Origin of the sequence: Phenylobacterium sp., from assembly GCF_013822795.1 — a bacterium.
In the GTDB taxonomy this organism is placed as follows: domain Bacteria; phylum Pseudomonadota; class Alphaproteobacteria; order Caulobacterales; family Caulobacteraceae; genus Phenylobacterium.
The window spans coordinates 1-21,161 of sequence record NZ_PNLB01000006.1 but is presented as its reverse complement, the minus strand read 5'-3'; the positions used below and the strand labels follow the sequence as shown (position 1 = coordinate 21,161).

The window sequence follows — 21,161 nt, the reverse complement described above, 5'->3', positions numbered from 1 at the left end:
GTCAACGCAGGGGGAACGTCACCATCACCACGCCGCTGGTCTCCTCGCCTCCGGCCGAACGATAGGCGGCGCGGGCCGCCAGGTTCTCCTCGTCAGTCAGCACCCAGGCCTCGGAACAATCCAACTCACGAGCCAGCGCCAGCAGCCGATCCAGCAACCGGCGGGCAAGACCCCGTCGTTGGTGACTCGGCGCGACGCCGACCTCATTGATCCAAAGCTGAGGCGCCTTGTCAGGGTGGACGTAGTGCACAGCCGAGGCGAACCCGACCACGACGCCATCGTCGATCGCCACCACCAGGTGATGACGTTGATCGGCCAAGAACTCCGACCAGAACGCAGGATCGACCGCTTCGTCGAAGACCTCAGCGGCGACGTTGCCCAGCACCGCCAGGTCGGCTGCCCCCAAGAGGCGAACGACCGGCAGGTCCATCACTTCTAGGCCGGGAAGACGTAGGCGCGGCCGACCGACAGATCGAGCCGCGCGCCTGGGCGCAGGTCCGCCACCGCCTGCCTGGCGAACGCGGCCTCAAGCCGCAGACCGCCAGCCGTGGTTCCGTCGATCCGAGCCACTGCGCCCTGTGGGGCGATATGGTTGGCGACGAGGCCGAAGGTCCCCTCACCGCCGCCCTGCGACAGCACGAGCTCATGCGGCCGCACATAGGCCACGGCCGGGCCGTCCACCGCACCCGACGCATCGAACTGGAGGTCGCCGATGCGGAATCGGCCGGCCTTCACTTCGCCCTCCAGGCGGTTGGATTCGCCGACAAATCCGGCGACGAACGCCCCGACGGGATTGTCGTGGATCTCCTGCGGGGTCCCGACCTGTTCGATCACCCCCTGATTCAGGATCGCGACGCGGTCGGCCAGTTCCAGGGCTTCTTCCTGGTCGTGGGTCACGAAAATCGTGGTGACGCCGGTGGCGTCGTGGATGCGCCGCAGCTCCTTGCGCAGCGACTTGCGCACGGTGGCGTCGAGCGCCCCGAACGGTTCGTCGAGCAGCAGCACGCTGGGGTTCACAGCCAACGCACGCGCCAGGGCGACGCGCTGACGCTGCCCGCCAGACAGCTGGGCCGGATAGCGCTTGCCCAGCTCGCCCAACTCCACCAGTCGCAGCAGTTCGTCGACCCGCTGGGTGATCTCGCTCTTACTCGGCTTGGCCGCGCCTTTGCGAACGTCCAGGCCGAAGGCGACATTCTTGGCGACGGTCATGTGCCGAAAGAGCGCATACTGCTGAAACACGAATCCGACCCGGCGCTCGGCCGCGCCGGCATAGGTCATGTCCTGATCGCCATAGAGCACCTGGCCGTTGTCCGGGAACTCAAGCCCGGCGATGACGCGCAGCAGAGTCGTCTTGCCCGAGCCCGACGGGCCAAGCAGCGCCAACAGCTCGCCGTCTGCGATCTCGAGGCTGACGCTGTTGAGCGCTGGATATCGCCCAAAGGTCTTCTCCACCGAACGGATGGAAATGGTCATCTGCAGCGTCTCGCGATCAATGACGGCCCGGCCGCGACGGCGGCTGGGCGATTTCAAGCACGGTCTTCAGCACCAAGGTGACGACCGCCAGGAAGCAGAGCAACGCCGCGACGGCGAACGCGCCGACGAAATCGTACTCGTTATAGAGGATCTCTACGTGCAGCGGCATGGTGTTGGTCAAGCCGCGGATATGCCCGGAGACCACCGACACCGCCCCGAACTCGCCCATGGCGCGGGCGTTGCAGAGCAAGACCCCGTAGAGCAGTCCCCACCGGATGTTCGGCGCCGTCACGCTCCAGAACGTGCGCAGCCCCGAGGCGCCCATCGAGACCGCCGCCTCTTCTTCATCGACGCCCTGCTCCTGCATCAGCGGGATCAGTTCGCGGGCGACGAACGGGAAGGTCACGAAAATGGTGGCCAGCACGATGCCAGGCACGGCGAAGATGATCTTGATATCGTGATCGATCAGCCAGGGTCCGAACCATCCTTGAGCGCCGAACACGAGCACATAGATCAGGCCCGCGACCACCGGCGACACCGAGAACGGCAGGTCGATCAGGGTGATCAAGAACGCCTTTCCGGGAAACTCGAACTTGGCGATCGCCCAGGAGGCGCAGACCCCGAATACGATGTTGAACGGCACGGAGATCGCCGCCGTAATCAGGGTCAGCTTGATCGCCGCACGGGCGTCTTCGGTCCCAATCGCTTCCAGCGCAGCGGGCAACCCTTTGCGCAAGGCCTCGAAGAACACCGACACCATCGGCAGGATGAGAACCGAAGCCAGGAACGCCCCGACGATCACAAGGATCAGCGCCTTCGCCCACGGCGGATCCTCGGTGGGGTGACGCAACCGGTTCATGCCGCCAACCTCCGCGCCCACGCCTGAATGGCGTTGATGACGAACAGCATGAGGAACGAGACCGACAGCATCACGACCGCGATGGTCGCCGCCCCGGCGTAGTCGTACTGCTCAAGCTCGATGATGATCAGCAGCGGCGCGATCTCGGACTTGTAGGGCATGTTGCCGGCGATGAAGATCACCGAGCCGTACTCCCCCACCGCCCGCGCGAACGCCAGGGCGAACCCGGTCAGCCAGGCCGGCGCCAGCGCCGGCAGGATCACCCGGGCGATGGTGTCGAACCGGGTGGCGCCTAGGCTGGCGGCGGCCTCCTCAACGTCCGAGGCGAGGTCGCGCATCACCGGCTCCAGCGTGCGCACGACGAACGGCAGGCCGATGAAAGTCAGGGCGACGATGACGCCAAGCGGGGTGTAGGCGACCTTGATCCCGGCCGGAACCAGCAGCGCCCCGATCCAGCCGTTCGGCGCATAAAGCGTGGCCAACGCGATGCCGGCCACCGCGGTCGGCAGGGCGAACGGCAGGTCAATGATCCCATTCACCAGGCTCTTGAAGGGAAACTGATAGCGGACCAGCGCCCAGGCGGTCAGCAGACCGAACACGCCATTGATCGCGGCGGCGATCAATGCGGCGCCGAACGACAGCCGGTAAGCGGTCAGGGCCCGTTCGTTGAACGCCGCATGCAGGAATTCCGACGCCGACTGCTCCGACGCCTTCAGCCCCACCGCCGACAGCGGGATGAGCACGATCAGCGACAGCAGGGCGAGAGTCAGCCCCATGGTCAGCGAGAATCCGGGAATCGCTGAACGCCGCCGGATCAGCGGCCTTCGTGACGCGACGCGTTCGGTCGGCGAGGTCGCCGTCATCGTTACAGCCCCGGTTCAGACGCATAAACGCCGAGACGCAAAGTTCGCTGCGTTCGGCCAGGGCGTCTGGCTAATTCCCAGCGCCCCCATCGACAATATAGTTTTTCTGACAACTACGAGTGAAACCCTGAGCCAAGCTTGACCACGCACGGGATGGCTCACGCCGATTGCGTCGGCCGGTGCTGCAAATGTCGGAGATATTGGTAGGCCGGGTGAGGTTCGAACTCACGACCATTCGATTAAAAGTCGAATGCTCTACCACTGAGCTACCGGCCCACGTCGCCGCGCCCTGAGGGGCAGCGGCGAAGAGGCGCGGACCATATGCGGGCGGCCTGCCTGGAGCAAGAGCGCTGCTGCAGCTTTCCAACAGCTTCGCGCACCCTTTAGCATCAGCGTCATGCGCTATTTTGTTCCTGCTTTGATTCCGATGCTGCTGCTCGGCGGCTGCGTCACCGCCCCGGCTAACGGCGCCGACAAGATCCAGACGACCTCCGAGGCCAAGCGCGAGAGCGTCCAAGGCGCGGTCTCGGCCCCCCTCCGCGACGTGAACCTTTTGCAGACCAAGATCCCCACAGTGCTGCTGGAGGCCATGGCCGACCCCTATCAGCGGCCGCACTCGCCGACCTGCGAAGGCATCGCCGCGGCGATCCTGCCACTGAACGGCGCCCTGGGGGCGGACCTGGACGAGCCGGCGGTTGACGAAGACGACCTGATGGACCGCGGCAAGGGCGCGGCTCTGGGCGCGGTCGCGGGCCTAGCCTCGGATGTGATTCCGTTCCGCGGCTGGGTGCGCAAGCTCTCCGGGGCCGAGCGGCACGACAGCATGGTCACGGCCGCCATCACCGCCGGCGGCGTACGGCGCGCCTACCTCAAGGGCCTGGGCGAGGCGCGCGGATGCCCCCCGCCGGCCACCCCATCGCACATCCTGACCGGCACGCCGGTGAAGTCGCAGGAGCTCAAGCCCCGCTACCCCGTGCGCTGACGGGCCTTGAACTCGCGGCGGAACTGTTCGAACCGCCCCTCGGCGATGGCCGCCCGCATCGCTGCAGTCAGCGCCTGGAAGTGAGCAATGTTGTGCCAGGACAGCAGCACCTGGCCGAGGATCTCCTCGGCCTTTACCAGGTGATGCAGATAGGCCTTCGAGTAGTGCGACGAAGCCGGGCAATCGCTGGCTTCGTCCAGGGGCGTGTCATCCTCGGCGAAACGGGCGTTCTTCAGGTTTACCGGGCCTTCCCAGGTCCAGGCCTGACCGTGTCGGCCCGAACGGGTCGGCAGCACGCAATCGAACATGTCGACCCCACGGGCCACCGCTTCGACCAGGTCGATCGGCTTGCCGACGCCCATCAGGTAGCGCGGCCGGTCCGCCGGCAGCATGGCCGGCGCGTAGTCGAGCACCTCGCACATCGCCTCGTGTCCCTCGCCGACCGCCAGGCCGCCCAGGGCGTATCCGTCGAAGCCGATCTCGATCAGGCGCTCCGCCGACTCCTTGCGCAGATGCTCGAAGGTCGACCCCTGCTGGATGCCGAACAACGCCTGAGCTTCGCGCGCGCCGAAGGCGTCCTTTGAGCGCTTGGCCCATCGGGCCGAGAGCTGCATCGCCTGGCGCGCACGCCCCTCCTCCGCTGGCCAAGCCACGCACTCATCGAGTTGCATGACGATGTCGGATCCGAGCAGATCCGCCTGGATCTGGATCGACCGCTCCGGCGTCAGCACATGCTTTGAACCGTCGATGTGGCTCTGGAAGGCTACGGATTCCTCTGTGACCTTGGCGATCTTCGACAGCGACATGACCTGGAAGCCGCCCGAGTCGGTCAGGATCGGCCGATCCCAGCGCATGAACTTGTGCAGACCGCCTAGCCGCGCCACCCGTTCGGCGGTCGGGCGAAGCATCAGGTGGTAGGTGTTGCCCAGAATGATGTCGGCGCCCGTCGAGCGGACCTGATCGACGGTCAGAGCCTTTACGGTCGCAGCCGTCCCGACCGGCATGAAGGCCGGGGTACGGATGTCGCCGCGCGGGGTTTTCAGCACGCCGGTTCGCGCCGCGCCGTCGCTTGCAGCGATCTCGAAGGGGAATGCGGCCACTAGTTGGCTCTCCAGAGCAGGCTGGCGTCGCCGTAGGAATAGAACCTGTAGCCGCTCGCGATGGCGTGAGCGTAGGCGGCGCGCATCGTCTCCAAGCCGGCGAATGCGCTGACCAGCATGAACAGGGTCGACTTCGGCAGATGGAAATTGGTCATCAGGCCGTCGGCGGCGCGGAAGCGATAGCCGGGGGTGATAAAGATCGCCGTCTCATGCGCGAAGGGACGAACGATGCCGTCCTCGCCGGTCGCGCTCTCGATCAGGCGCAGCGAGGTGGTGCCGACGCAGACGATGCGGCCGCCGGCCGCCTTCGCCGCATTTAGGGCGGCGGCAGTATCGGCATCGACCTCGCCGTACTCCGCATGCATGCGGTGTTCCGACAGGTTTTCGGTCTTCACCGGCAGGAACGTGCCGGCTCCCACATGGAGCGTCACGAACTGCAGGGTTACGCCCATCGCCTTGAGCTCATCCAGTAGGCGTGGGGTAAAATGCAGGCCGGCGGTGGGCGCGGCGACCGAGCCTTCCTCGTCGGCGTAGACCGTCTGATAGTCGGCCCTGTCCTGCGCATCCTCTCCGCGCTTGGCGGCGATGTAGGGCGGCAACGGCATCGCGCCGCGCTCGGCGATCGCCGCATCGAGGTCGGGCCCAGCCAGATCGAAGCCGAGGGTGACCTCGCCGCCCTCACCCTTCTCGATCACTGTCGCGTCAAGTACGCCCAGCAGGCAGGCGCGGTCATCAGTCGCGCCGAACCGCACCCGATCACCGGGCGCAAGCTTCTTGCCTGGCTTCATGAAGGCCGACCAGCGGGAGGGCGTCAGCCGTTTGTGCAAGGTCGCCTCGACCGCCACGTCTGAGCCCTCGCGGACCCTGCGCCCTTTGAGGCGCGCCGGGATCACCCGCGTGTCGTTGAGCACCAACACGTCGCCGGCGCGCAGCTGGGCGGGCAGATCGGCGACGCTCAGATCCCGCAGCGACGCATCCGGCGTCACCAGCAGCATGCGCGCGGCGTCGCGGGGTGTCACCGGCCGCAGGGCGATGCGGTCGTCGGGAAGATCGAAGTCGAAATCGGAGAGCTGCATGGACGCGCTTGAAGCGCACGGGCCGGCGCACCCGTCAAGCGTGGCCGCGTGTAAGCTCGCCTCATGAGCCTTGTGCGATTCGTTCTCCGTGGGATCGTTCTGCCGATTGGCGCAGTGTCCGCAGCGGCGGCCATCATCGCGCTGGGCGGGCGCTTCAGCGGTCGTCTCGACATTCTGACCCACTTCGCCCCGCTCTATCTGGCGGGCGGCGCGGTGACCCTTGCGGCGGCGATCTTCGCGCATCGGCGGCTGCTCCCGGCGTTGCTGGGGGCGGCAGCGGTGGTCGCCAGCCTGAGCCTGATGCTGCCTGAGCTCCTGCGTCCGCAAAGCCCGCGGCTGCCCCCCAACGCGCCCGGTCAGATCAAGCTCATCCAGTTCAACGCCGCCCGTGACAGCGATGGCCTGGAACAACGCCTCGCCTGGCTGGCGGCCGAGGACCCCGACGTACTCGTTGTCGAAGACTCCCGCCCCCTGTTCCAAACCGCGGTGACCCAGCGCCTCGGTCGGCAGATGTCCTGCGGCAAGACCTGCGAGGTTGCGATCTTCACGCGTACCCCCGCCGAACGCATCGAAGCGCCCCGCCGCGGCCGCAAGGGGTTGGGTCCCGCCATCACGATCGCCCACCTCGCCGGCCCCAGCGGCGAGTTCACGGTCATGGGCGTCCACTATGTTTGGCCGACCAACGTCGAAAACCACGCCGAAAACAGCGCACGCCTGCAGCAACTAATGAAGGGGCGATCTCGCGAGAGGCTCATCCTGGTCGGCGACTTCAACTCCACCCCGTGGTCGTTTTCCCGCCGCCGAGAAGACGCGGCCTTGGGCCTGGAGCGTCGGACATACGCGTTGCCCACCTGGCCCGCCGATAGGCCGTTCGGCCTTGCGCTGCTGCCGATTGATCATGTCTACGCCGGGTCGGACTGGGGCACGGTCTCGATCACCCGCGGGCCAAGGCTAGGTTCGGACCACTATCCCGTCGTCGCTGTACTGGCCCCAAAATCGAACTAGTCGATGCGCTCCCTTCGCTTGCTGACCACCAGCCTGATGGTCCTGACGGCGCTCGGCTGCGCGTTGTGGGTTTTGACTGCGCAAGGTGGGCGCTGGAGCGTCCAGCTCGACATCCTCACCCACTTCGCGCCGATGCTGCTTGCGCTGTCGCTGCTCCCGGCGATCTACGGCCTGGTGTTCGAGCGCGGCGGCGCGCGCCTGCTGCTCGTGGGCGTCTCGGCTGTGACGATCGCCGCCAGCGGCCTCTTGGTCGCACCCGAATATCTTCGTCCCGCGAGTCCGCCTGCCCCCGACGGCGCGCCCTGCCAGATCAAGCTGATCCAGTTCAACGCTTGGGAGCGCAACGGTCGCCAGGCCGAGACCATCAGATGGCTGCGGGCGCAGGATCCCGACATCCTTGTGGTCGAGGAAGCCAGCATCATCGCTCCCGCCCTCAAGCGGGCCTTTCGCGGCTATCATGTCAGCTGCGGCGACTGCAGCGTGATGATCCTGTCCAAGGCCCGGCCCGTGGCCCGCGACGTCCCGGTTCCGCCGGCCGCCGCCTACGACGATCCCCCGCCGATCGCCGGCGCCACCTTCCGCGACTCCCGCGGCGAGTTCAGCGTGTTCGGCACCCACTACACCTGGCCGATCCACAGCCGCTGGCAGCAGGCCCAAGGCCGTGTGATCTCTGGACTGCTGAACCGTTTTCCGAAAGAGCGCTTGATCTTGACCGGCGACTTCAACTCTACGCCCTGGTCGTTCAGCCGCCGGCGCGAGGATGCCATGTTCGGCTTGGAGCGGCGCACGCGAGCGCTGTTCTCCTGGCCGGCCGATCGTAGCGTCGCCGGCCTCGGTCTGCCGTTCGCGCTGCTGCCAATCGACCATGTCTATGCCGGACCAGGCTGGCGCACCGTCCGCGCCGAGCGCGGCCCACGCCTGGGTTCGGACCACTATCCGGTGATCGTCACCCTGGCGCCGTCACCTTAGGGCCAGACGCGCCTTGCGGAGCGCCTCGCGCAGTTCGGCGCGGCGGGCCAGAAACCTACTCTCGCTCTCGTCGCGTCGCAGTTCCAGGGCGCGCTTCTCCGCGACGATTTGGGCTAGCTCGGCGGAATGGCGCTCGGCGGCGGCTTCCAGTTCAGCTTCCAGGTCGGCGACTTTTCGCAGCTGGGCGGGTGTTGGTCCGCGCGGCTTCGGCGGCTGCGGCCTCGGCGATGGTGGCGGCGGCTTCGCCGTGGCGGCGCGTTTGGGAATGAGCGGCGTGACCTTCGAGGGCCGGCGCAGCACATGCCCCGGTTGTTCGCTGGCCGCAGCCACGAGATCTGGATCGTCCGTCTCGTGGGCGCCGCCGGTCTGAAACAGGTCCTGGTGCGCGCCCCACGCGGCGAGAGCCTTGGCGCGCGACGTGGCGGCCACCACGTAGTCGGTAAACCCGTCGGAGGTGATGAAGACCTTCAGACGCGCCACCGAAGCCTCCTCAGGTGAGCGACGCGAGCTCCCGCGTAAGGTTGTCCCGCGCCTGGGCGTCGAGCCATTCGGCGAAGGCCGGATCGGGGAAGATAACCTGTGCGTCGAGAAAGCGTTGCAGCACGCCGGCGCGGCCCTTGCGCCAGAGCTCGTCGGGCACGTGGGCGTACTCGTCGCGAACCGCGCGCGCATAGGCGTCGTAGCGGTCAGCCGGGGCCCCAAGGATCGCCAGGTCAATGGAAACCAGAAGTTCGCCGAGGCGGTCTTCTTCTTCGACCTCGTGGCCTGCTGTCAGCATGATCAGCCGCGCGACTTCCTCGCGGGCATGGATCGAGACGTCGAAATCGCGCAGATCGGCCTTGGCCATCTGCGCGCTCCTGGCTTCGTTATCGGAAGCAGTCGGATCATAGACGGCGTCGTGCCACCAGATCGCATAGGTCAGAATCTGGCGCTCGGTATCAGTTAGGTCGGAGACCTGATCGAGCAGCGCCAGGCACTGCTCGATGTGGGCCCGCGTATGGTAGCGGCGATGCGGCTGCGCATACGCCGCTTCCAGAGTCGGCGTCACGCGGCGTCTGCAGCGACGCGCGAGGACACGATCTTGCCGGGCGCGCGCGGCGGCTCACCCTTGGGCAGAGCGTCGACCGCGTCCATGCCTTCGACCACTTCGCCCCAGACGGTGTACTGGCCGTCAAGGAAGGTGGCGTCGTCCAGGCAGATAAAGAACTGGCTGTTGGCCGAATGCGGCGCCGAGGTGCGGGCCATCGAGCAGACCCCGCGGACGTGCGGTTCGCGCGAGAACTCGGCCTTCAGGTTCGGCTTGTCAGAGCCCGAGGTGCCGGTGCCGGTCGGGTCGCCGCCCTGGGCCATGAAGCCGTCGATGACACGGTGGAAGACCACGCCGTCATAGAAGCCTTCGCGCGACAGTTCCTTGATGCGCTCGACGTGGCCCGGCGCCAGGTCGGGGCGGAGTTTGATCGTAACCGTGCCCGTGTCCAGGGTCAGGATAAGGGTGTTTTCCGGGTCCATCACTTCACCTCCGATGGGACTTTGATCTCGCAAACCGAGAAGTTCTCACCCATCCGGGCGCGGACGCTTTCGATCTCGGCCTTGAACCAGGCGCTGTTGGGATCGATCACGCGCACCTTGGGGCGTTCAGACGCGGGGATATCGGCCAGGATGCGCACCTTGTCCATCTTGTCCTGAGGCGGGGCCACAGGCTCGCCCACCTTGATGGCGCGCACGACCTCAAGGCCCGCGACGACGCGCCCCCAGCCCGTGTAGCGCTTCTCAAGCGACGGATAGGTCTGACGCATCAGAAAGAACTGGCTGTTGGCGCTGTCGTCGCCCTGGCCCCGGGCCATCGCCGCAACGCCCGGACAATAGAGCGGCCAGGCCGAGACCTTGCCGTCGGCGGTCATGGCCATGAGCATCGGGCTCTGGCTCCGAACCGGCAGCGACTTGATGAAGCCGACCTGGGCGACGTTCTGGTCGGCCGCTTGGACGAAGCCAGCGTCAGGACCCAGCCGGAACAGGAATTCCTGCGTCAGGTCGGGCTTGTCGCTGCCGCCAGTGCCCCGATCTTCCGGGTCGCCGGTCTGGGCCATGAATTCGTCGATCACCCGAAAGAAGCTGCGGCCGTCGTAGAAGCCGGCGCGCGTCAGCTCCTTGACCCGCTGGACGTGGGCGGGCGCGACCTCTGGGAGCATCTCCACGATGATCCGGCCCTTGTTGGTGTCGATCACCAGCAGATCGTCGGGATTGGGAGTGCGCCAATCTCCGGCCGACGGCGCGGCGGGGGCGGCGGAGGACTTTGCGGCGGGCGCCTGGGCGGCGGCAGGCGCCGCCATCGCCAGGACAGCGGCGGTGAGCAACAGGGTTCGGATCATGGGCCACTCGTAGCGAGCAAAGGACGAAATCGCCAGCCCGTCGGCGGCGGATGCCTTAGACGCCGCGGCCGACCTTGGACATCAGCGCTTCCTTGATCGTCGGGCTGACGAACTTGCTGATGTCGCCGCCCAGCACCGCGATTTCCTTCACCAGCTTGGACGAGATCGCCTGGTGGCGCGGATCGGCCATCAGGAACACCGTCTCCACCTCGCGGTCGAGCTGCTGGTTCATGGCCGTCATCTGGAATTCGTATTCGAAGTCAGCGACCGCGCGCAGGCCCCGGACGATAACCTGGGCCCCGATCTCGCGGGCGTAGTGCATCAGCAGACCTTCGAAGGGGCGCACGATGATCTCGGCCCGGTCATTCAGGTGCTGAGTGGCTTCCTGCAGGATCGCGACGCGTTCCTCCAACTCGAACAGGGGGCCTTTGCCCGCGTTGATCGCGACGCCGATCACCAGCTTGTCGACCAGCTTTACGGCCCGGCCGATGATGTCGGTATGGCCGTTGTGGATCGGATCGAAGGTCCCGGGATAAAGCCCCACGCGCGTCATTCGACGTCTCCCCCCTGTTGCGGTGCAGCAGGATTTCACCGGCACGGGCGGCGAAAGCAAGCCCAAATCTCACGCGCAACCGCCTATTGAACTAGCGGTTGCGCGACGCCGTGATGCGCGGCGGGACTATTCCGCCACGTCACCTTCGATTTCGGAATCGTCCGCTTCTTCACCGCCGCCCTGATCCGCCAGCCGCTCGACCGAGACGACATGTTCGTCCTTGCTCGTGCGGAAGATGGTCACGCCCGAGGTGTTGCGGCCGACCATGCGGACCTGATTGACCGGCGTACGGATCAGCTGGCCCTGATCGGTGACCAGAAGGATCTCATCGAACTCCTCGACCGGGAACGATGCGGCCAGGCGACCGCCCTTCTTCGTCAGATCCTGGGCCAGAAGCCCCTGCCCGCCCCGTCCAGTGCGACGGAACTCGTAGGCGGAGGTCCGCTTGCCGAAGCCCTCGGTCGACACGGTGAGGATGACCTCTTCGGCGGCGCCGAGTTCGGCGATGCGCTCGACGCTGAGCGTGACATCACCCTCCGCCTCGTCGTCGTCAGGCGCGGAGACCTCTTCGACGTCATCACCAGTCGCCCGGCGCATGGCGTTGGCGTGCTTGACGTAGGCGGCGCGCTCAGCGGGCGAGGCTTCGACCGAGCGAAGGATCGCCATCGAGATTACCTTGTCGCCGTCGGCCAGGCGAATGCCGCGGACGCCGGTGGAATCGCGCCCGGCGAACACCCGCACCTCTTCAGTCGCAAAGCGGATGCAGCGGCCCAGCGCGGTCGTGAGCAGGATGTCGTTCTGCTGGGCGTTGCAGAGGCCGACGCCGATGATCTGGTCGCCCTCATCCAGCTTCATGGCGATCTTGCCGTTGCGCTTGATGCCCTGGAAGTCGGAGAGCTTGTTCCGACGCACGCCGCCCGACTTGGTGGCGAACATCACGTCGTACTGGGCCCAGGCGGCCTCGTCTTCCGGGACCGGCAGGATCGAGGTGATGCTTTCGCCCGGCTCGATCGGCAGCAGGTTCACGAACGCCTTGCCGCGCGAATTCGGGTTGCCGACCGGCAGTCGCCAAACCTTGAGTTGATAGACCTTGCCGCCGGACGAGAAGAACAGCATCGGCGTATGGGTGTTGGCCGAGAACACGCGGGTGACCGCATCCTCGTCCTTGGTCGCCATGCCAGAACGGCCTTTGCCGCCGCGATGCTGCGTCCGGTACGTGGTCAGCGGCGTGCGCTTCACATAGCCGCCGTGCGTGACGGTGATGACCATGTCCTCGCGGGCGATCAGATCCTCGTCCTCGACGTCGGCGTCGCCGTCGACGATCTCGGACCGGCGCGGCACGGCGAAGGCGTCGCGCACCGCCACGAGTTCCTCGCGGACGATCGACATGACGTTGGCGCGCGCCGACAGGATGGTCAGGTGGCCCTGGATCGTGTCGGCCAGTTCGCGGGCCTCCCCGAAGATCTCGTCGCGGCCAAGGCCGGTCAGGCGAGACAGGGTCAGGGCCAGGATGGCGCGGGCCTGCTCTTCCGACAGCCGGATCAGCGCGCCGTCGATCACGAGGGTGCGCGGGTCGGCGATCAGTTCCACCAGCGGCAGCATGTCGCCGGCGGGCCAATCCTTGGCCACCAGGCGCTCACGCGCCTCGGCCGGGTCCTTTGAGGACCGGATGATGTGGATGAACTCGTCGATATTGGCCACGGCGATGGCCAGGCCGACCAAGACGTGGCCGCGATCGCGGGCCTTGCCGAGCTCGAACTTGACGCGCCGGACGACCACTTCCTCGCGGAAATCGACGAAGGCGACGATCAGATCGCGCAGGTTCATCTCGCGCGGCCGGCCGCGATCCAGCGCCAGCATGTTGACGGCAAAGGACGACTGCAGCGGCGTATAGCGATAGAGCTGGTTCAGGACGACGTCGGGCGACGCGTCACGCTTCATCTCCACGACGACGCGCATGCCGTCGCGGTCGCTCTCATCGCGCAGGTCGGCGATGCCCTCGATCTTCTTCTCGCGCACCAGTTCGGCGATGCGCTCGACCATCGCGGCCTTGTTCACCTGATACGGGATCGAGTTGATGATGATGGCTTCGCGATCCTTGCGAAGCTCCTGGATCTCGGCCTTGCCGCGCATCACGACCGAACCGCGGCCGGTCATCAGCGCGTTGCGAGCGCCCGAGCGGCCGATAATCTCGCCGCCGGTCGGGAAATCGGGGCCCGGGACGATGTCGAGCAACGCGTCGAGCGAGACTTCGGGATCGTCCACATAGGCCAGGCAGGCGTCGATGACCTCGCCGAGGTTATGCGGCGGGATGTTGGTGGCCATGCCGACGGCGATGCCGCCCGCGCCATTGACCAGCAGGTTCGGGATCCGCGACGGCAGGACGATCGGCTCCTGCTCGGTGCCGTCGTAGTTCTCCTTGAAGTCGACCGTATCCTTGTCGAGGTCGGCGACCACCGACATCGCCGCCTTGCTCATGCGGCTTTCGGTGTAGCGCATGGCCGCAGGGGGGTCGTTGTCGACCGAACCGAAGTTCCCCTGGCCGTCGATCAGCAGCAGCCCCATGGAGAACGGCTGCGCCATCCGGACCATGGTGAAGTAGATCGAGGCGTCGCCGTGCGGGTGATACTTACCCATGACGTCCCCGACCACGCGGGCCGACTTCACGTACGACCGATCGGGCGTATGGCCCTGCTCGTTCATCGAGAACAGGATACGGCGGTGGACTGGCTTCAGGCCGTCGCGCGCATCAGGCAGCGCTCGGCTGACGATCACGCTCATGGCGTAGTCGAGATACGAGCGCTTCAGCTCGTCTTCGATGGCGATAGGGGCGATGCCCCCACGCCGATCACCGTCCGGCGGGGTATGGGTTTCGTCGGTCAAGGAGAGGATTTAGCCGTTTAGAATCGGACACAAAGCTAGGTTCTGTTGTTACCATCCCGGAGGCCGCTAGGCCAAATGTCCGTACAGTTTCGAACCCAGGTGCAGGATCCCATGAAATATGCCTTCGTCGCTCTCGCCGCCACCCTTTTCGCCGGAACGGCGAATGCGGCAGACGCACCAGCCAACCAACGGATCGAACTGAAGAATTCGACCGGCGCCTCGGTCGGGTCGGCCACCTTGACCAACGCGCCCAAGGGCGTGCTGCTGCGGGTCGAGCTGAAGGGCGTGGCTCCGGGCTGGCACGGACTCCACTTCCACGAGAAGGGCGACTGCTCGAAGTCGGACTTCACCTCGGCCGGCGGCCACGTTCACGGCGGTCCGACGATGGTGCACGGCCTGCTGAACCCCAACGCCAACGAGGCCGGCGACCTGCCGAACGTCTTCGTGGCCGCTGACGGCACGGCGAACGCCGAGATCTTCACCACCTTCGTCTCGTTGGGCGGCGTCGACGGCCGCCAGGACCTGACCGACAAGGACGGTTCGGCCATCGTCGTCCACGCCAACGCCGACGACCACACGACCCAGCCGATCGGCGGGGCCGGCGCGCGCATCGCCTGCGGCGTCATCGCCGGCGGCTGATCGCTCCCGGCTCGGGGCAAGCGTAGCCGCTGCGGCCGGGCCGCAGCGGCGGCGTCGATCGCCAGCGCTGAAGATCCCCGCTCAGAACGAAGAACGGCCGATCCCTCGCAGGATCGGCCGTTTGCGTTTCTAGTGTTCCAGGCCAAGCCTAGAACGGAATCTCATCGTCCAGGTCGGCTGAGAAGTCCTCCCGCGGGCCGGAGCTCTGGTTACGCGAGCCGCCGCCAAAGCCGCCGCCACCGCCGCCGTAACCACCACCGCCGCCACCGCTGCCGCCGCCGTAATCGCCGCCATAATCGCCGCCGCCGCCGCTGCGCTCACCATCGCCGCGCCCGTCGAGCATGGTCAGCTCGCCGCGGAACTTCTGGAGAACGATCTCGGTCGAATACTTCTCCTGCCCCGACTGATCGGACCACTTGCGGGTCTGAATCGAGCCCTCGATGTAGACCTTGGAACCCTTGCGCAGGTACTGCTCGGCCACCTTCACGAGGTTATCGTTGAAGATCACCACCCGGTGCCACTCGGTCTTCTCCTTGCGCTCGCCAGAGCTCCGGTCACGCCAGGTTTCCGAGGTCGCAATACGCAGATTGGCGACCCGGTCGCCCGAATTCAGGCTGCGAATCTCAGGATCGGCGCCGAGATTGCCGACCAGAATGACCTTGTTGACGCTGCCCGCCATGAGCTTGTCCCTTGCTTTCCGTGCTTGCGGGCTTTCGCCCAAGCGCGCGACGCTAGACGACCCGCTCCCACGGATCAACGCCGATGTTCGCTATACGTTCACGACGTTAACGCTTAGTCCACAGCGATTTGGTCGCGGGCGTGAACCTACTGCGCGGGCTGCTGCGGCATCGCTCCAGGGATCGCCAGGCGTCCGTCTCCCGTGCGCACCAAAGCCAGATACGGATGCTCTTCCAGCGACGGCGCGGTGAAAATCCCGCGGCGGTCGATGAAGATGAAGCTGCCCTTGTAGGCGCCGGTGACCTCCCGAACCGAGCCACCCATGCGCAGGAACCGCACGCGCATGCTTTCGAGTTCCGCCGCGCAGTGCTCGAGGGTCGGAACGCCCGTCTTCAGCTTGTGGTACTTCAGCTCGCCTTCCGGCGTCCGAGTGACGTTCCAGCAGATCCCCTCACCGCCCGGCGGCAGCGTGCGCTTGGAACAGGCGGCCAGCGCGACAATGGAAAGACCTGCGACCAGGGCGAAGCGGAACAGCATGGGGTCAGCCTATAGTCGCGATTGCGGCGGCGGCAGGGCGTGCGCCTAGCCGATGGTTGAGATCGAGCAATTCTGAGCCTGTTCGGCCAGCGGACGGAAGCTGCGATTATCGCCCGACACCTCCACCTTGCCCGGCACAAGGCGCAGCGTCTGCTGCATCCAGCGGCCGTAGGTGGCCCCGCCGGGTCGCTCGCAGCGGCCGGCGAACAGAGCCTGGACACAGGCGTTGAGCGTCAGATCGTTGGGCAGCTTGCGCCATCCGCCGTCGACGTAGCGCCAGCACCCGCCGGCCGGCGCATTGGTCGCCGCGGGAGGCTGGGCCGGCGCCGTCGGGGCCGGATTGAGCGGGGTGACCGCTTCGGGCTGCGGCGGCAACGGCGTGAGCATCGTGCCGGCCTGGTCGGCCGCCGCCAGATTGCCGGCTTCGTCTACGCCCACGTCGAGCGCTCCGGTCGCCACGCCATTACGCTTAGCGCACTCGGCCAAAGTCATCTCGCCGACGTACTGACCGGCCACAAAACACCGCAGCGGCTTGGCGGGATCCAGGCGGCCATCGTCCGGCGCGCCGGTCTCGACGACCAGCCCGCCCTGCGAAGCAGGTGGCGGAGCGGGCTTTTCGCCCTTGCCCTTGTTGACCATGACGCTGGCGATGATCACGCCAGCCAACAGGGCGAGCGCGCCGCCGACGAGGGCCAGAAGCGTGCGCCGATCTTTCAGGAACTCCATGCGCCCTCGCTAGACCGTGCGTGTGACGGTTTCAAGCGCGCGTCTGGATCAGCCGCCGGTCAGGCGGTTCAGGCCCGCCTGGTAGTTCGCCAGTTGGTTCTTCAGATAGGCAGGAACCTCACCGGTGGCCTTCTTGGTCTCGCTGGCGGGCTTCATGCCCTGTTCCAGGTCGCGATAGGCGCCGCGCAGCACCGACATGGCCATGGTCAGCTTGTCGATGGTCGCCTTGATGTCTTCCTTGGTCGACAGCGACAGGTCGCGAGGCATTTTCAGACCGTACATGGCCGATCCTCCGTCGCCGGGGACCATCCGCTCGTCGCTCATCACCGTGCTGCGCACAAAGCCCTCGTGCAGGCCTAGCGCCTCAAGCGCATCGAGACCGCCCTTCCCCCCAAGGATTTCTAGGCTGGAGCGGCTGTTCTGCGGACGGATCTGAAGCTTGCGGACCTCGCCGTCGGACACGACTTCGGCCTTCACACCATACGAGGTCGCGCGCAGGATCTTTTTGGCGAGCGTCTCGAGAGTATCGTTCGCCTCGATGGTGATGGTCGCCGCCGGGCCGCCGATCCGTCGCCGGATCTGGAAGGTGTCGCCCGGACGCGCCGAGGTCGCTGAGGTGACGAGCTGGGAGTCGGAGTACTCGACCTTGCCCTTGGGCAGGCCCAGACGGTCCAGTGCGCTGGCCCCGCCGACCTCGACCGCGATTGAACTCGGCGCGGTCATCTTTTCCGAACCGGTGAACCGTTGCGACCAGGCCACCGCGCCAGTGCCGATGTCGAGCCCAACCGCAAAGCCGTCGACCTTGCCGACAGCGTTAGTCATGCCCGGAAGGTCGGCCTTGGTGGTCCCGGTCAGCCAGACCTTGCCGTCAGCCACCGTCATCGCCGTGGCTCGATCATCGCCGCTGCCGCCATAATAGGCGATGGCGTCGGCGCTGGAGGTCAGATCCGCCGAGATCCGCGCGGCGAAGGCGTCGACGCTGCCTGACGAGGCGCGGGTGGTGTTGGCCACGCCCAGGGTGGCGCCCGTCGATCCGGCGATCACGATGTTGCCGCCGTCCATGGTGACACCGGCGATCGAACCGCCGCCCAGAGTGCCGAGGCTCCGCGTAGCCGAAAGCGCCGGCGCTTTCGGATCAGTCATATCGTAGCGGCGCAGCTTGATCTCGCCGCCCTCAATCGAGGCGACAACGACGTTCGTGCCGTCGACCACTAGGCCGGCAGGCTTGTCCTCGCCAGAGGCGCCAAACTGAGTCGTGGACTTCAGGCGTCCCTCAGCGTCGAAGGCCCGCAGATAGTTGTCCCAGTTGCCGTTCGAGGTCTGGCCAGGCATCGCGCCCTTGGTGCGGCCGAGCACATAGAGCGAGCCGTCCGCACCGAAAGCGACACTGGTCGCCTCGTCGTCGTCGCGCGCGCCCATCCGCTGGGACCACATCTCGTCGCCCGCGGCGCTGAACACCGCGACGAAACTGTCGGGCTTGGTCTCGTCGATGCCGTTGTCGGCCTTCAGGACCTTGGGGATCGTTTCCAGCGCGCCGCTGCCGATTGGAACGCCGCTCGCGGCGAAGCCGCCCGTCACCGAGCCCGACACAGCGATCTGGCCGTCCGGCCCGATCGCCAGGCCAAGGCCTGTTGCGTCGGCTGACGCCCCAAGCGTGCGCGCGTAGACGAGCTTGCCGGCCGAATCGAACTTCATCAGCGCGACGTCGCCAGCGCCCTTGATCGTCTGGCCGTCGACAGTGTCGTTCACGTCGGCCAGTAGATAGAGCGCCCCATCGGGGCCGGTGACGGTCTTGTGGACCTTCTCCACGCCCTCCGGGAGGGCGACATTAAAGACCCGCCCATCGACCCAGTTCACATCGCCAGGCCGGCGCACGGCGTCCGACGTCGTGCCGGTCTCAAACTTGATCAGTTCCTCGACGAGCTTCGGATCCGGCGTGACCGTGACCACCTTGCCGTCTTCGATCTTCGTGGTCTTGCCGGGCTTCGGGTCGCCGGCGGTCTGGGTGATGTAGACGGCCGGCGACGTGGCTGGCGCGGAAAACGTCAGGATTTCAGTCGCATCGCCCTGAATTTTCAGCGCGAACTTGTCCGGTTCGGTGCCGAGCTTGATCGTCCGGCCATTGACCTCGGTGGTCTTCTCAGCCCCGGCGATCTTCTCCACCGCGAACCGGGTGCTGAAGCCGCCGGCGGCGCTGATCTTGGTGTTGATGTACTTCACCACCTCGTTCATCGATCGGGTCGTAGAGCCCATTTCGGCGAGGTCGAAGTTGATGGTCGTCTCGACCTTGTTCGGCAGCCGTATCTTGACGCTGAACTTCATGTCGCCCTGGAACGCCTCGACCGCATCGGTCGCCGTTCCCTGGTGCAGCGGCGAGGTCATGTACTTCGGCGTAGTCTTTGGCACGCCGACCGTGGACTTGGCCTTGTCGGCGACGTCGCCATAGGTCAGTCGCAGCTTGTCGAAATTCGCATCGTCGATGTAGCCCGACACTTCGGACATGCCGCGAGTAAAGGCGGCCTGGATCCGCTTCAGTTCCGCGGACGTGGTGTCCTTGTCATCGGCCTTGCGCGCGAGCGCTTCGAGGGTGGACAGCCCCTGATGGATCGCGAAGAGCTGCCGGTAGTCCTCGCTGGCGCCTTTGACGTCGAGCTGGGTCTGGTACTCGTCGATGAACTTGCGGCCCATCATGACGCTCTTGAGCATCTCGTCGGCCTTCGGGGCCGCCGACAGGGTGCTCCAAGGCGGCGTCGGGGCCTTCTTCACCGAGGAGGCGACGCCCGTCGACGTGCCGCCCACGGACGCGCTCAGGCCGTTCTTGGCCTGATAGTATCCCAGCAGCAGATTGGTATCGAGGCTGATCACCTAGGCCACCGACTCACGCAACTTCCCAACTGCAGATTGCGCCACAAGGGCTGACGAGGGGTTAAGGCGACCCGCCCGCGGCGCAAATAAAAGGCCCCGGAGCGCGGAGCTCCGGGGCCGGGTACTCTCCCCTCAAACGGGCGTCAGCCCTTGAACAGCTGCAGGATCACCTGCGGCTGCGAGTTGGCGATCGACAGCGCCTGCGCGCCGAGCTGCTGCTGCACCTGCAAGGCCTGCAGGCGGGCGCTTTCCTTGGCGATGTCGGCATCGACGAGGTTGCCGATCCCGGTCTCCAGCACGTCCTGCAGCTTGGAGACGAAGGTGACATGCTTCTCGATCTGCTTGGCCTGAGCGCCCATCTCGGCGAGCGCCGCCGTAACCTTGCCGATCGCCAGATCGAGCGAGGCGAGCACCGACTTGGTCGCGCTGGTCGTGCCCGTCAGCGCCGAGCCGTCGAGATTGATGATTGAGCCGGAGATCGTGAAATCCTGGGGCGTCAGCGCGATGTAGCTGTCGCCGTCAGAGTTCGCCAGGAAGTTGAGGTTGGCGGTCAGCGAGCCGTTGAGCACCGAGACGCCGTCGAACTCCGCCGACGAGGAGAACTGGCTGATGGCCTGGAGCAGCGTCTGGTACTCGTCGTCGAAGGCCTTGCGGGTCGACGGTGAGGCCGAGTCCTCGGCGGCGCCGACGACCTTTTCCCGCATTTGGACGAGAATGTCGCTGATCTGCTGGCCGGCGCTGAGGGCCACGTCGGTGATCGAGGTCGCGCGGTCCAGACTCATCTTCACGGCGCCAAGCGAACTGAAGTCCGCGCGCTGCTTCTGCGCGATCGCGTAGACGGCCGCGTTGTCCTTGGCGCTCGACACCCGCAGGCCGGTGTTGATCTTGTTCTGAACCTGCTCCAACTTTTCGTTGGTGGTGTTGAGGTTCTGGAGCGCGATCAGCGCCGACTTGTTCGTATTCACGCTCATCGCCATGGCGCCAATCTCCTTCAGAGAACCCATGATTGACGCGCGACTCGCACGCCGAAACTATGGTTAACGCTAGGAAGCGCATGGTTTCCGAAAGATTAACGACATCGCGCCAATAGCCGCAGGCCCCTTCCCTGGGCTGCGGTTGCGCCCTGTGGAAGGGCGCGTTCCAGAGTCCGCCCAGCGGGCGCGACGAAACTCAGGCCTGAGTCGCGATGACCGCCCCGGCCACGTAGGCCTCGGCCTCCCGCATACGCAGCACCTCTTCACGCGGCAGTTGCAACACCACCTCCCCGGTGCGGCGATCGATGGTCTTGTAGACGAAGCTGCCCGCCTGCCCTTCTTCGATCACCAACCGCAGGTCCGGCTCCACCGATGGCGGCGCGACAGGCGTCGGCGCGACGGCGGGCTTGGCGGCGATCTGGACAGGTTCGATATCGGCGGGCGCCGCCACGACTGAGAGCTTGCTCTCCATGGTTCCATTCGCCTGAGGCTTGCGCCCCCGACGACCCCATCTGCGCGCCGGCGGCGGAGAGGTCTCCCTCCCCGCCGCCGACACAGGACGCGGCCGAAGCCGCGCCCTTTCGGCTTATCGGAACAGGCCGAGCAGGCT

General features: G+C 66.3%; 22 protein-coding genes and 1 tRNA gene. 4 read left to right on the top strand and 19 right to left on the bottom strand.

Annotation, left to right across the window (positions count from 1 at the left end):
* Position 1: 1 nt before the first annotated feature.
* From C0481_RS06810 to C0481_RS06790, 5 genes are all read right to left on the bottom strand, one after another.
* Complete coding sequence (locus C0481_RS06810; RefSeq protein ID WP_293401966.1) at positions 2-430, bottom strand: GNAT family N-acetyltransferase; 429 nt, start codon at positions 428-430, stop codon at positions 2-4.
* A gap of 5 nt (positions 431-435) precedes the next feature.
* A complete protein-coding gene (locus C0481_RS06805; RefSeq protein ID WP_293401964.1) occupies positions 436-1,473 on the bottom strand; it encodes a sulfate/molybdate ABC transporter ATP-binding protein in 1,038 nt (345 codons plus the stop codon).
* Between the two features lie 16 nt (positions 1,474-1,489).
* Complete coding sequence (gene cysW / locus C0481_RS06800; RefSeq protein ID WP_293401962.1) at positions 1,490-2,332, bottom strand: sulfate ABC transporter permease subunit CysW; 843 nt, start codon at positions 2,330-2,332, stop codon at positions 1,490-1,492.
* Positions 2,329-3,195 (bottom strand): sulfate ABC transporter permease subunit CysT, encoded by an 867-nt coding sequence (gene cysT, locus C0481_RS06795; RefSeq protein ID WP_293401960.1) that lies wholly within the window; start codon positions 3,193-3,195, stop codon positions 2,329-2,331. The genes cysW and cysT overlap by 4 nt, the downstream gene beginning before the upstream one ends.
* Positions 3,196-3,396: 201 nt before the next feature.
* A tRNA-Lys gene (locus C0481_RS06790) sits at positions 3,397-3,471 on the bottom strand.
* 121 nt (positions 3,472-3,592) lie between these two features.
* Between C0481_RS06790 and C0481_RS06785 the strand changes: the two genes are divergently transcribed.
* Entirely contained in the window at positions 3,593-4,177 is a 585-nt protein-coding gene (locus C0481_RS06785; RefSeq protein ID WP_293401958.1) for a hypothetical protein, read from the top strand.
* Here the strand turns inward: C0481_RS06785 and tgt are convergent.
* Both tgt and queA read right to left on the bottom strand, forming a co-directional pair.
* Positions 4,162-5,277, bottom strand: coding sequence for a tRNA guanosine(34) transglycosylase Tgt (tgt, locus tag C0481_RS06780; RefSeq protein ID WP_293401956.1), 1,116 nt, complete (start codon positions 5,275-5,277; stop codon positions 4,162-4,164). The genes C0481_RS06785 and tgt overlap by 16 nt on opposite strands.
* Positions 5,277-6,353 carry a tRNA preQ1(34) S-adenosylmethionine ribosyltransferase-isomerase QueA gene (queA, locus tag C0481_RS06775; protein WP_293401954.1) on the bottom strand — a complete coding sequence of 359 codons (1,077 nt, stop codon included), beginning with the start codon at positions 6,351-6,353 and terminating at the stop codon, positions 5,277-5,279. The genes tgt and queA overlap by 1 nt, the downstream gene beginning before the upstream one ends.
* Before the next feature lie 63 nt (positions 6,354-6,416).
* Between queA and C0481_RS06770 the strand changes: the two genes are divergently transcribed.
* Both C0481_RS06770 and C0481_RS06765 read left to right on the top strand, forming a co-directional pair.
* Entirely contained in the window at positions 6,417-7,358 is a 942-nt protein-coding gene (locus tag C0481_RS06770; RefSeq protein ID WP_293401952.1) for an endonuclease/exonuclease/phosphatase family protein, read from the top strand.
* 3 nt (positions 7,359-7,361) lie between these two features.
* Entirely contained in the window at positions 7,362-8,327 is a 966-nt protein-coding gene (locus tag C0481_RS06765) for an endonuclease/exonuclease/phosphatase family protein (protein ID WP_293401950.1), read from the top strand.
* On the opposite strand, the gene C0481_RS06760 is transcribed toward C0481_RS06765, so the two are convergent.
* From C0481_RS06760 to gyrA, 6 genes are all read right to left on the bottom strand, one after another.
* A complete protein-coding gene (locus C0481_RS06760; RefSeq protein ID WP_293401948.1) occupies positions 8,319-8,807 on the bottom strand; it encodes a hypothetical protein in 489 nt (162 codons plus the stop codon). The two genes, C0481_RS06765 and C0481_RS06760, sit on opposite strands and share 9 nt — an antisense overlap.
* A 10-nt stretch (positions 8,808-8,817) precedes the next feature.
* Complete coding sequence (locus C0481_RS06755; RefSeq protein ID WP_293401946.1) at positions 8,818-9,375, bottom strand: phosphohydrolase; 558 nt, start codon at positions 9,373-9,375, stop codon at positions 8,818-8,820.
* On the bottom strand, positions 9,372-9,836 hold the full coding sequence (locus C0481_RS06750) for a peptidylprolyl isomerase (RefSeq protein WP_293401944.1): 465 nt from the start codon (positions 9,834-9,836) through the stop codon (positions 9,372-9,374). The genes C0481_RS06755 and C0481_RS06750 overlap by 4 nt, the downstream gene beginning before the upstream one ends.
* Positions 9,836-10,696 (bottom strand): peptidylprolyl isomerase, encoded by an 861-nt coding sequence (locus C0481_RS06745; RefSeq protein ID WP_293401942.1) that lies wholly within the window; start codon positions 10,694-10,696, stop codon positions 9,836-9,838. The genes C0481_RS06750 and C0481_RS06745 overlap by 1 nt, the downstream gene beginning before the upstream one ends.
* Positions 10,697-10,751: 55 nt before the next feature.
* Entirely contained in the window at positions 10,752-11,249 is a 498-nt protein-coding gene (coaD, locus tag C0481_RS06740; RefSeq protein WP_293401940.1) for a pantetheine-phosphate adenylyltransferase, read from the bottom strand.
* 126 nt (positions 11,250-11,375) lie between these two features.
* Positions 11,376-14,132 (bottom strand): DNA gyrase subunit A, encoded by a 2,757-nt coding sequence (gyrA, locus tag C0481_RS06735; RefSeq protein ID WP_293401938.1) that lies wholly within the window; start codon positions 14,130-14,132, stop codon positions 11,376-11,378.
* A gap of 111 nt (positions 14,133-14,243) precedes the next feature.
* Between gyrA and C0481_RS06730 the strand changes: the two genes are divergently transcribed.
* On the top strand, positions 14,244-14,771 hold the full coding sequence (locus C0481_RS06730) for a superoxide dismutase family protein (RefSeq protein ID WP_363223255.1): 528 nt from the start codon (positions 14,244-14,246) through the stop codon (positions 14,769-14,771).
* A gap of 148 nt (positions 14,772-14,919) precedes the next feature.
* Here the strand turns inward: C0481_RS06730 and ssb are convergent, their stop codons facing one another.
* The 6 genes from ssb to C0481_RS06700 all read right to left on the bottom strand — a co-directional run bounded on the left by ssb (position 14,920) and on the right by C0481_RS06700 (position 21,023).
* Complete coding sequence (gene ssb / locus C0481_RS06725; protein ID WP_293401936.1) at positions 14,920-15,450, bottom strand: single-stranded DNA-binding protein; 531 nt, start codon at positions 15,448-15,450, stop codon at positions 14,920-14,922.
* Between the two features lie 146 nt (positions 15,451-15,596).
* The gene (locus tag C0481_RS06720) at positions 15,597-15,986 is read right to left on the bottom strand and encodes a hypothetical protein (protein ID WP_293401934.1); all 390 of its coding nucleotides are present in this window, start codon (positions 15,984-15,986) and stop codon (positions 15,597-15,599) included.
* Between the two features lie 45 nt (positions 15,987-16,031).
* Positions 16,032-16,712 (bottom strand): hypothetical protein, encoded by a 681-nt coding sequence (locus tag C0481_RS06715; RefSeq protein ID WP_293401932.1) that lies wholly within the window; start codon positions 16,710-16,712, stop codon positions 16,032-16,034.
* Positions 16,713-16,760: 48 nt separating this feature from the next.
* On the bottom strand, positions 16,761-19,577 hold the full coding sequence (locus C0481_RS06710; RefSeq protein WP_293401930.1) for a hypothetical protein: 2,817 nt from the start codon (positions 19,575-19,577) through the stop codon (positions 16,761-16,763).
* Between the two features lie 143 nt (positions 19,578-19,720).
* Positions 19,721-20,554, bottom strand: a complete 834-nt coding sequence (locus C0481_RS06705; RefSeq protein WP_293401928.1) for a flagellin — start codon at positions 20,552-20,554, stop codon at positions 19,721-19,723.
* A 193-nt stretch (positions 20,555-20,747) separates the two neighbouring features.
* Positions 20,748-21,023 carry a hypothetical protein gene (locus tag C0481_RS06700; RefSeq protein ID WP_293401926.1) on the bottom strand — a complete coding sequence of 92 codons (276 nt, stop codon included), beginning with the start codon at positions 21,021-21,023 and terminating at the stop codon, positions 20,748-20,750.
* Positions 21,024-21,161: the final 138 nt, after the last annotated feature.

Bases quoted from the DNA above. Each gene is read 5' to 3' on its own strand.
- C0481_RS06810 (WP_293401966.1), bottom strand. From the start codon at position 430: ATGGACCTGCCGGTCGTTCGCCTCTTGGGGGCAGCCGACCTGGCGGTG.
- C0481_RS06805 (WP_293401964.1), bottom strand. From the start codon at position 1,473: ATGACCATTTCCATCCGTTCGGTGGAGAAGACCTTTGGGCGATATCCA.
- cysW (WP_293401962.1), bottom strand. From the start codon at position 2,332: ATGAACCGGTTGCGTCACCCCACCGAGGATCCGCCGTGGGCGAAGGCG.
- cysT (WP_293401960.1), bottom strand. From the start codon at position 3,195: ATGACGGCGACCTCGCCGACCGAACGCGTCGCGTCACGAAGGCCGCTG.
- C0481_RS06785 (WP_293401958.1), top strand. From the start codon at position 3,593: ATGCGCTATTTTGTTCCTGCTTTGATTCCGATGCTGCTGCTCGGCGGC.
- queA (WP_293401954.1), bottom strand. From the start codon at position 6,353: ATGCAGCTCTCCGATTTCGACTTCGATCTTCCCGACGACCGCATCGCC.
- C0481_RS06770 (WP_293401952.1), top strand. From the start codon at position 6,417: ATGAGCCTTGTGCGATTCGTTCTCCGTGGGATCGTTCTGCCGATTGGC.
- C0481_RS06765 (WP_293401950.1), top strand. From the start codon at position 7,362: ATGCGCTCCCTTCGCTTGCTGACCACCAGCCTGATGGTCCTGACGGCG.
- C0481_RS06750 (WP_293401944.1), bottom strand. From the start codon at position 9,836: ATGGACCCGGAAAACACCCTTATCCTGACCCTGGACACGGGCACGGTT.
- C0481_RS06745 (WP_293401942.1), bottom strand. From the start codon at position 10,696: ATGATCCGAACCCTGTTGCTCACCGCCGCTGTCCTGGCGATGGCGGCG.
- coaD (WP_293401940.1), bottom strand. From the start codon at position 11,249: ATGACGCGCGTGGGGCTTTATCCCGGGACCTTCGATCCGATCCACAAC.
- C0481_RS06730 (WP_363223255.1), top strand. From the start codon at position 14,244: ATGAAATATGCCTTCGTCGCTCTCGCCGCCACCCTTTTCGCCGGAACG.
- ssb (WP_293401936.1), bottom strand. From the start codon at position 15,450: ATGGCGGGCAGCGTCAACAAGGTCATTCTGGTCGGCAATCTCGGCGCC.
- C0481_RS06720 (WP_293401934.1), bottom strand. From the start codon at position 15,986: ATGCTGTTCCGCTTCGCCCTGGTCGCAGGTCTTTCCATTGTCGCGCTG.
- C0481_RS06715 (WP_293401932.1), bottom strand. From the start codon at position 16,712: ATGGAGTTCCTGAAAGATCGGCGCACGCTTCTGGCCCTCGTCGGCGGC.
- C0481_RS06705 (WP_293401928.1), bottom strand. From the start codon at position 20,554: ATGGCGATGAGCGTGAATACGAACAAGTCGGCGCTGATCGCGCTCCAG.
- C0481_RS06700 (WP_293401926.1), bottom strand. From the start codon at position 21,023: ATGGAGAGCAAGCTCTCAGTCGTGGCGGCGCCCGCCGATATCGAACCT.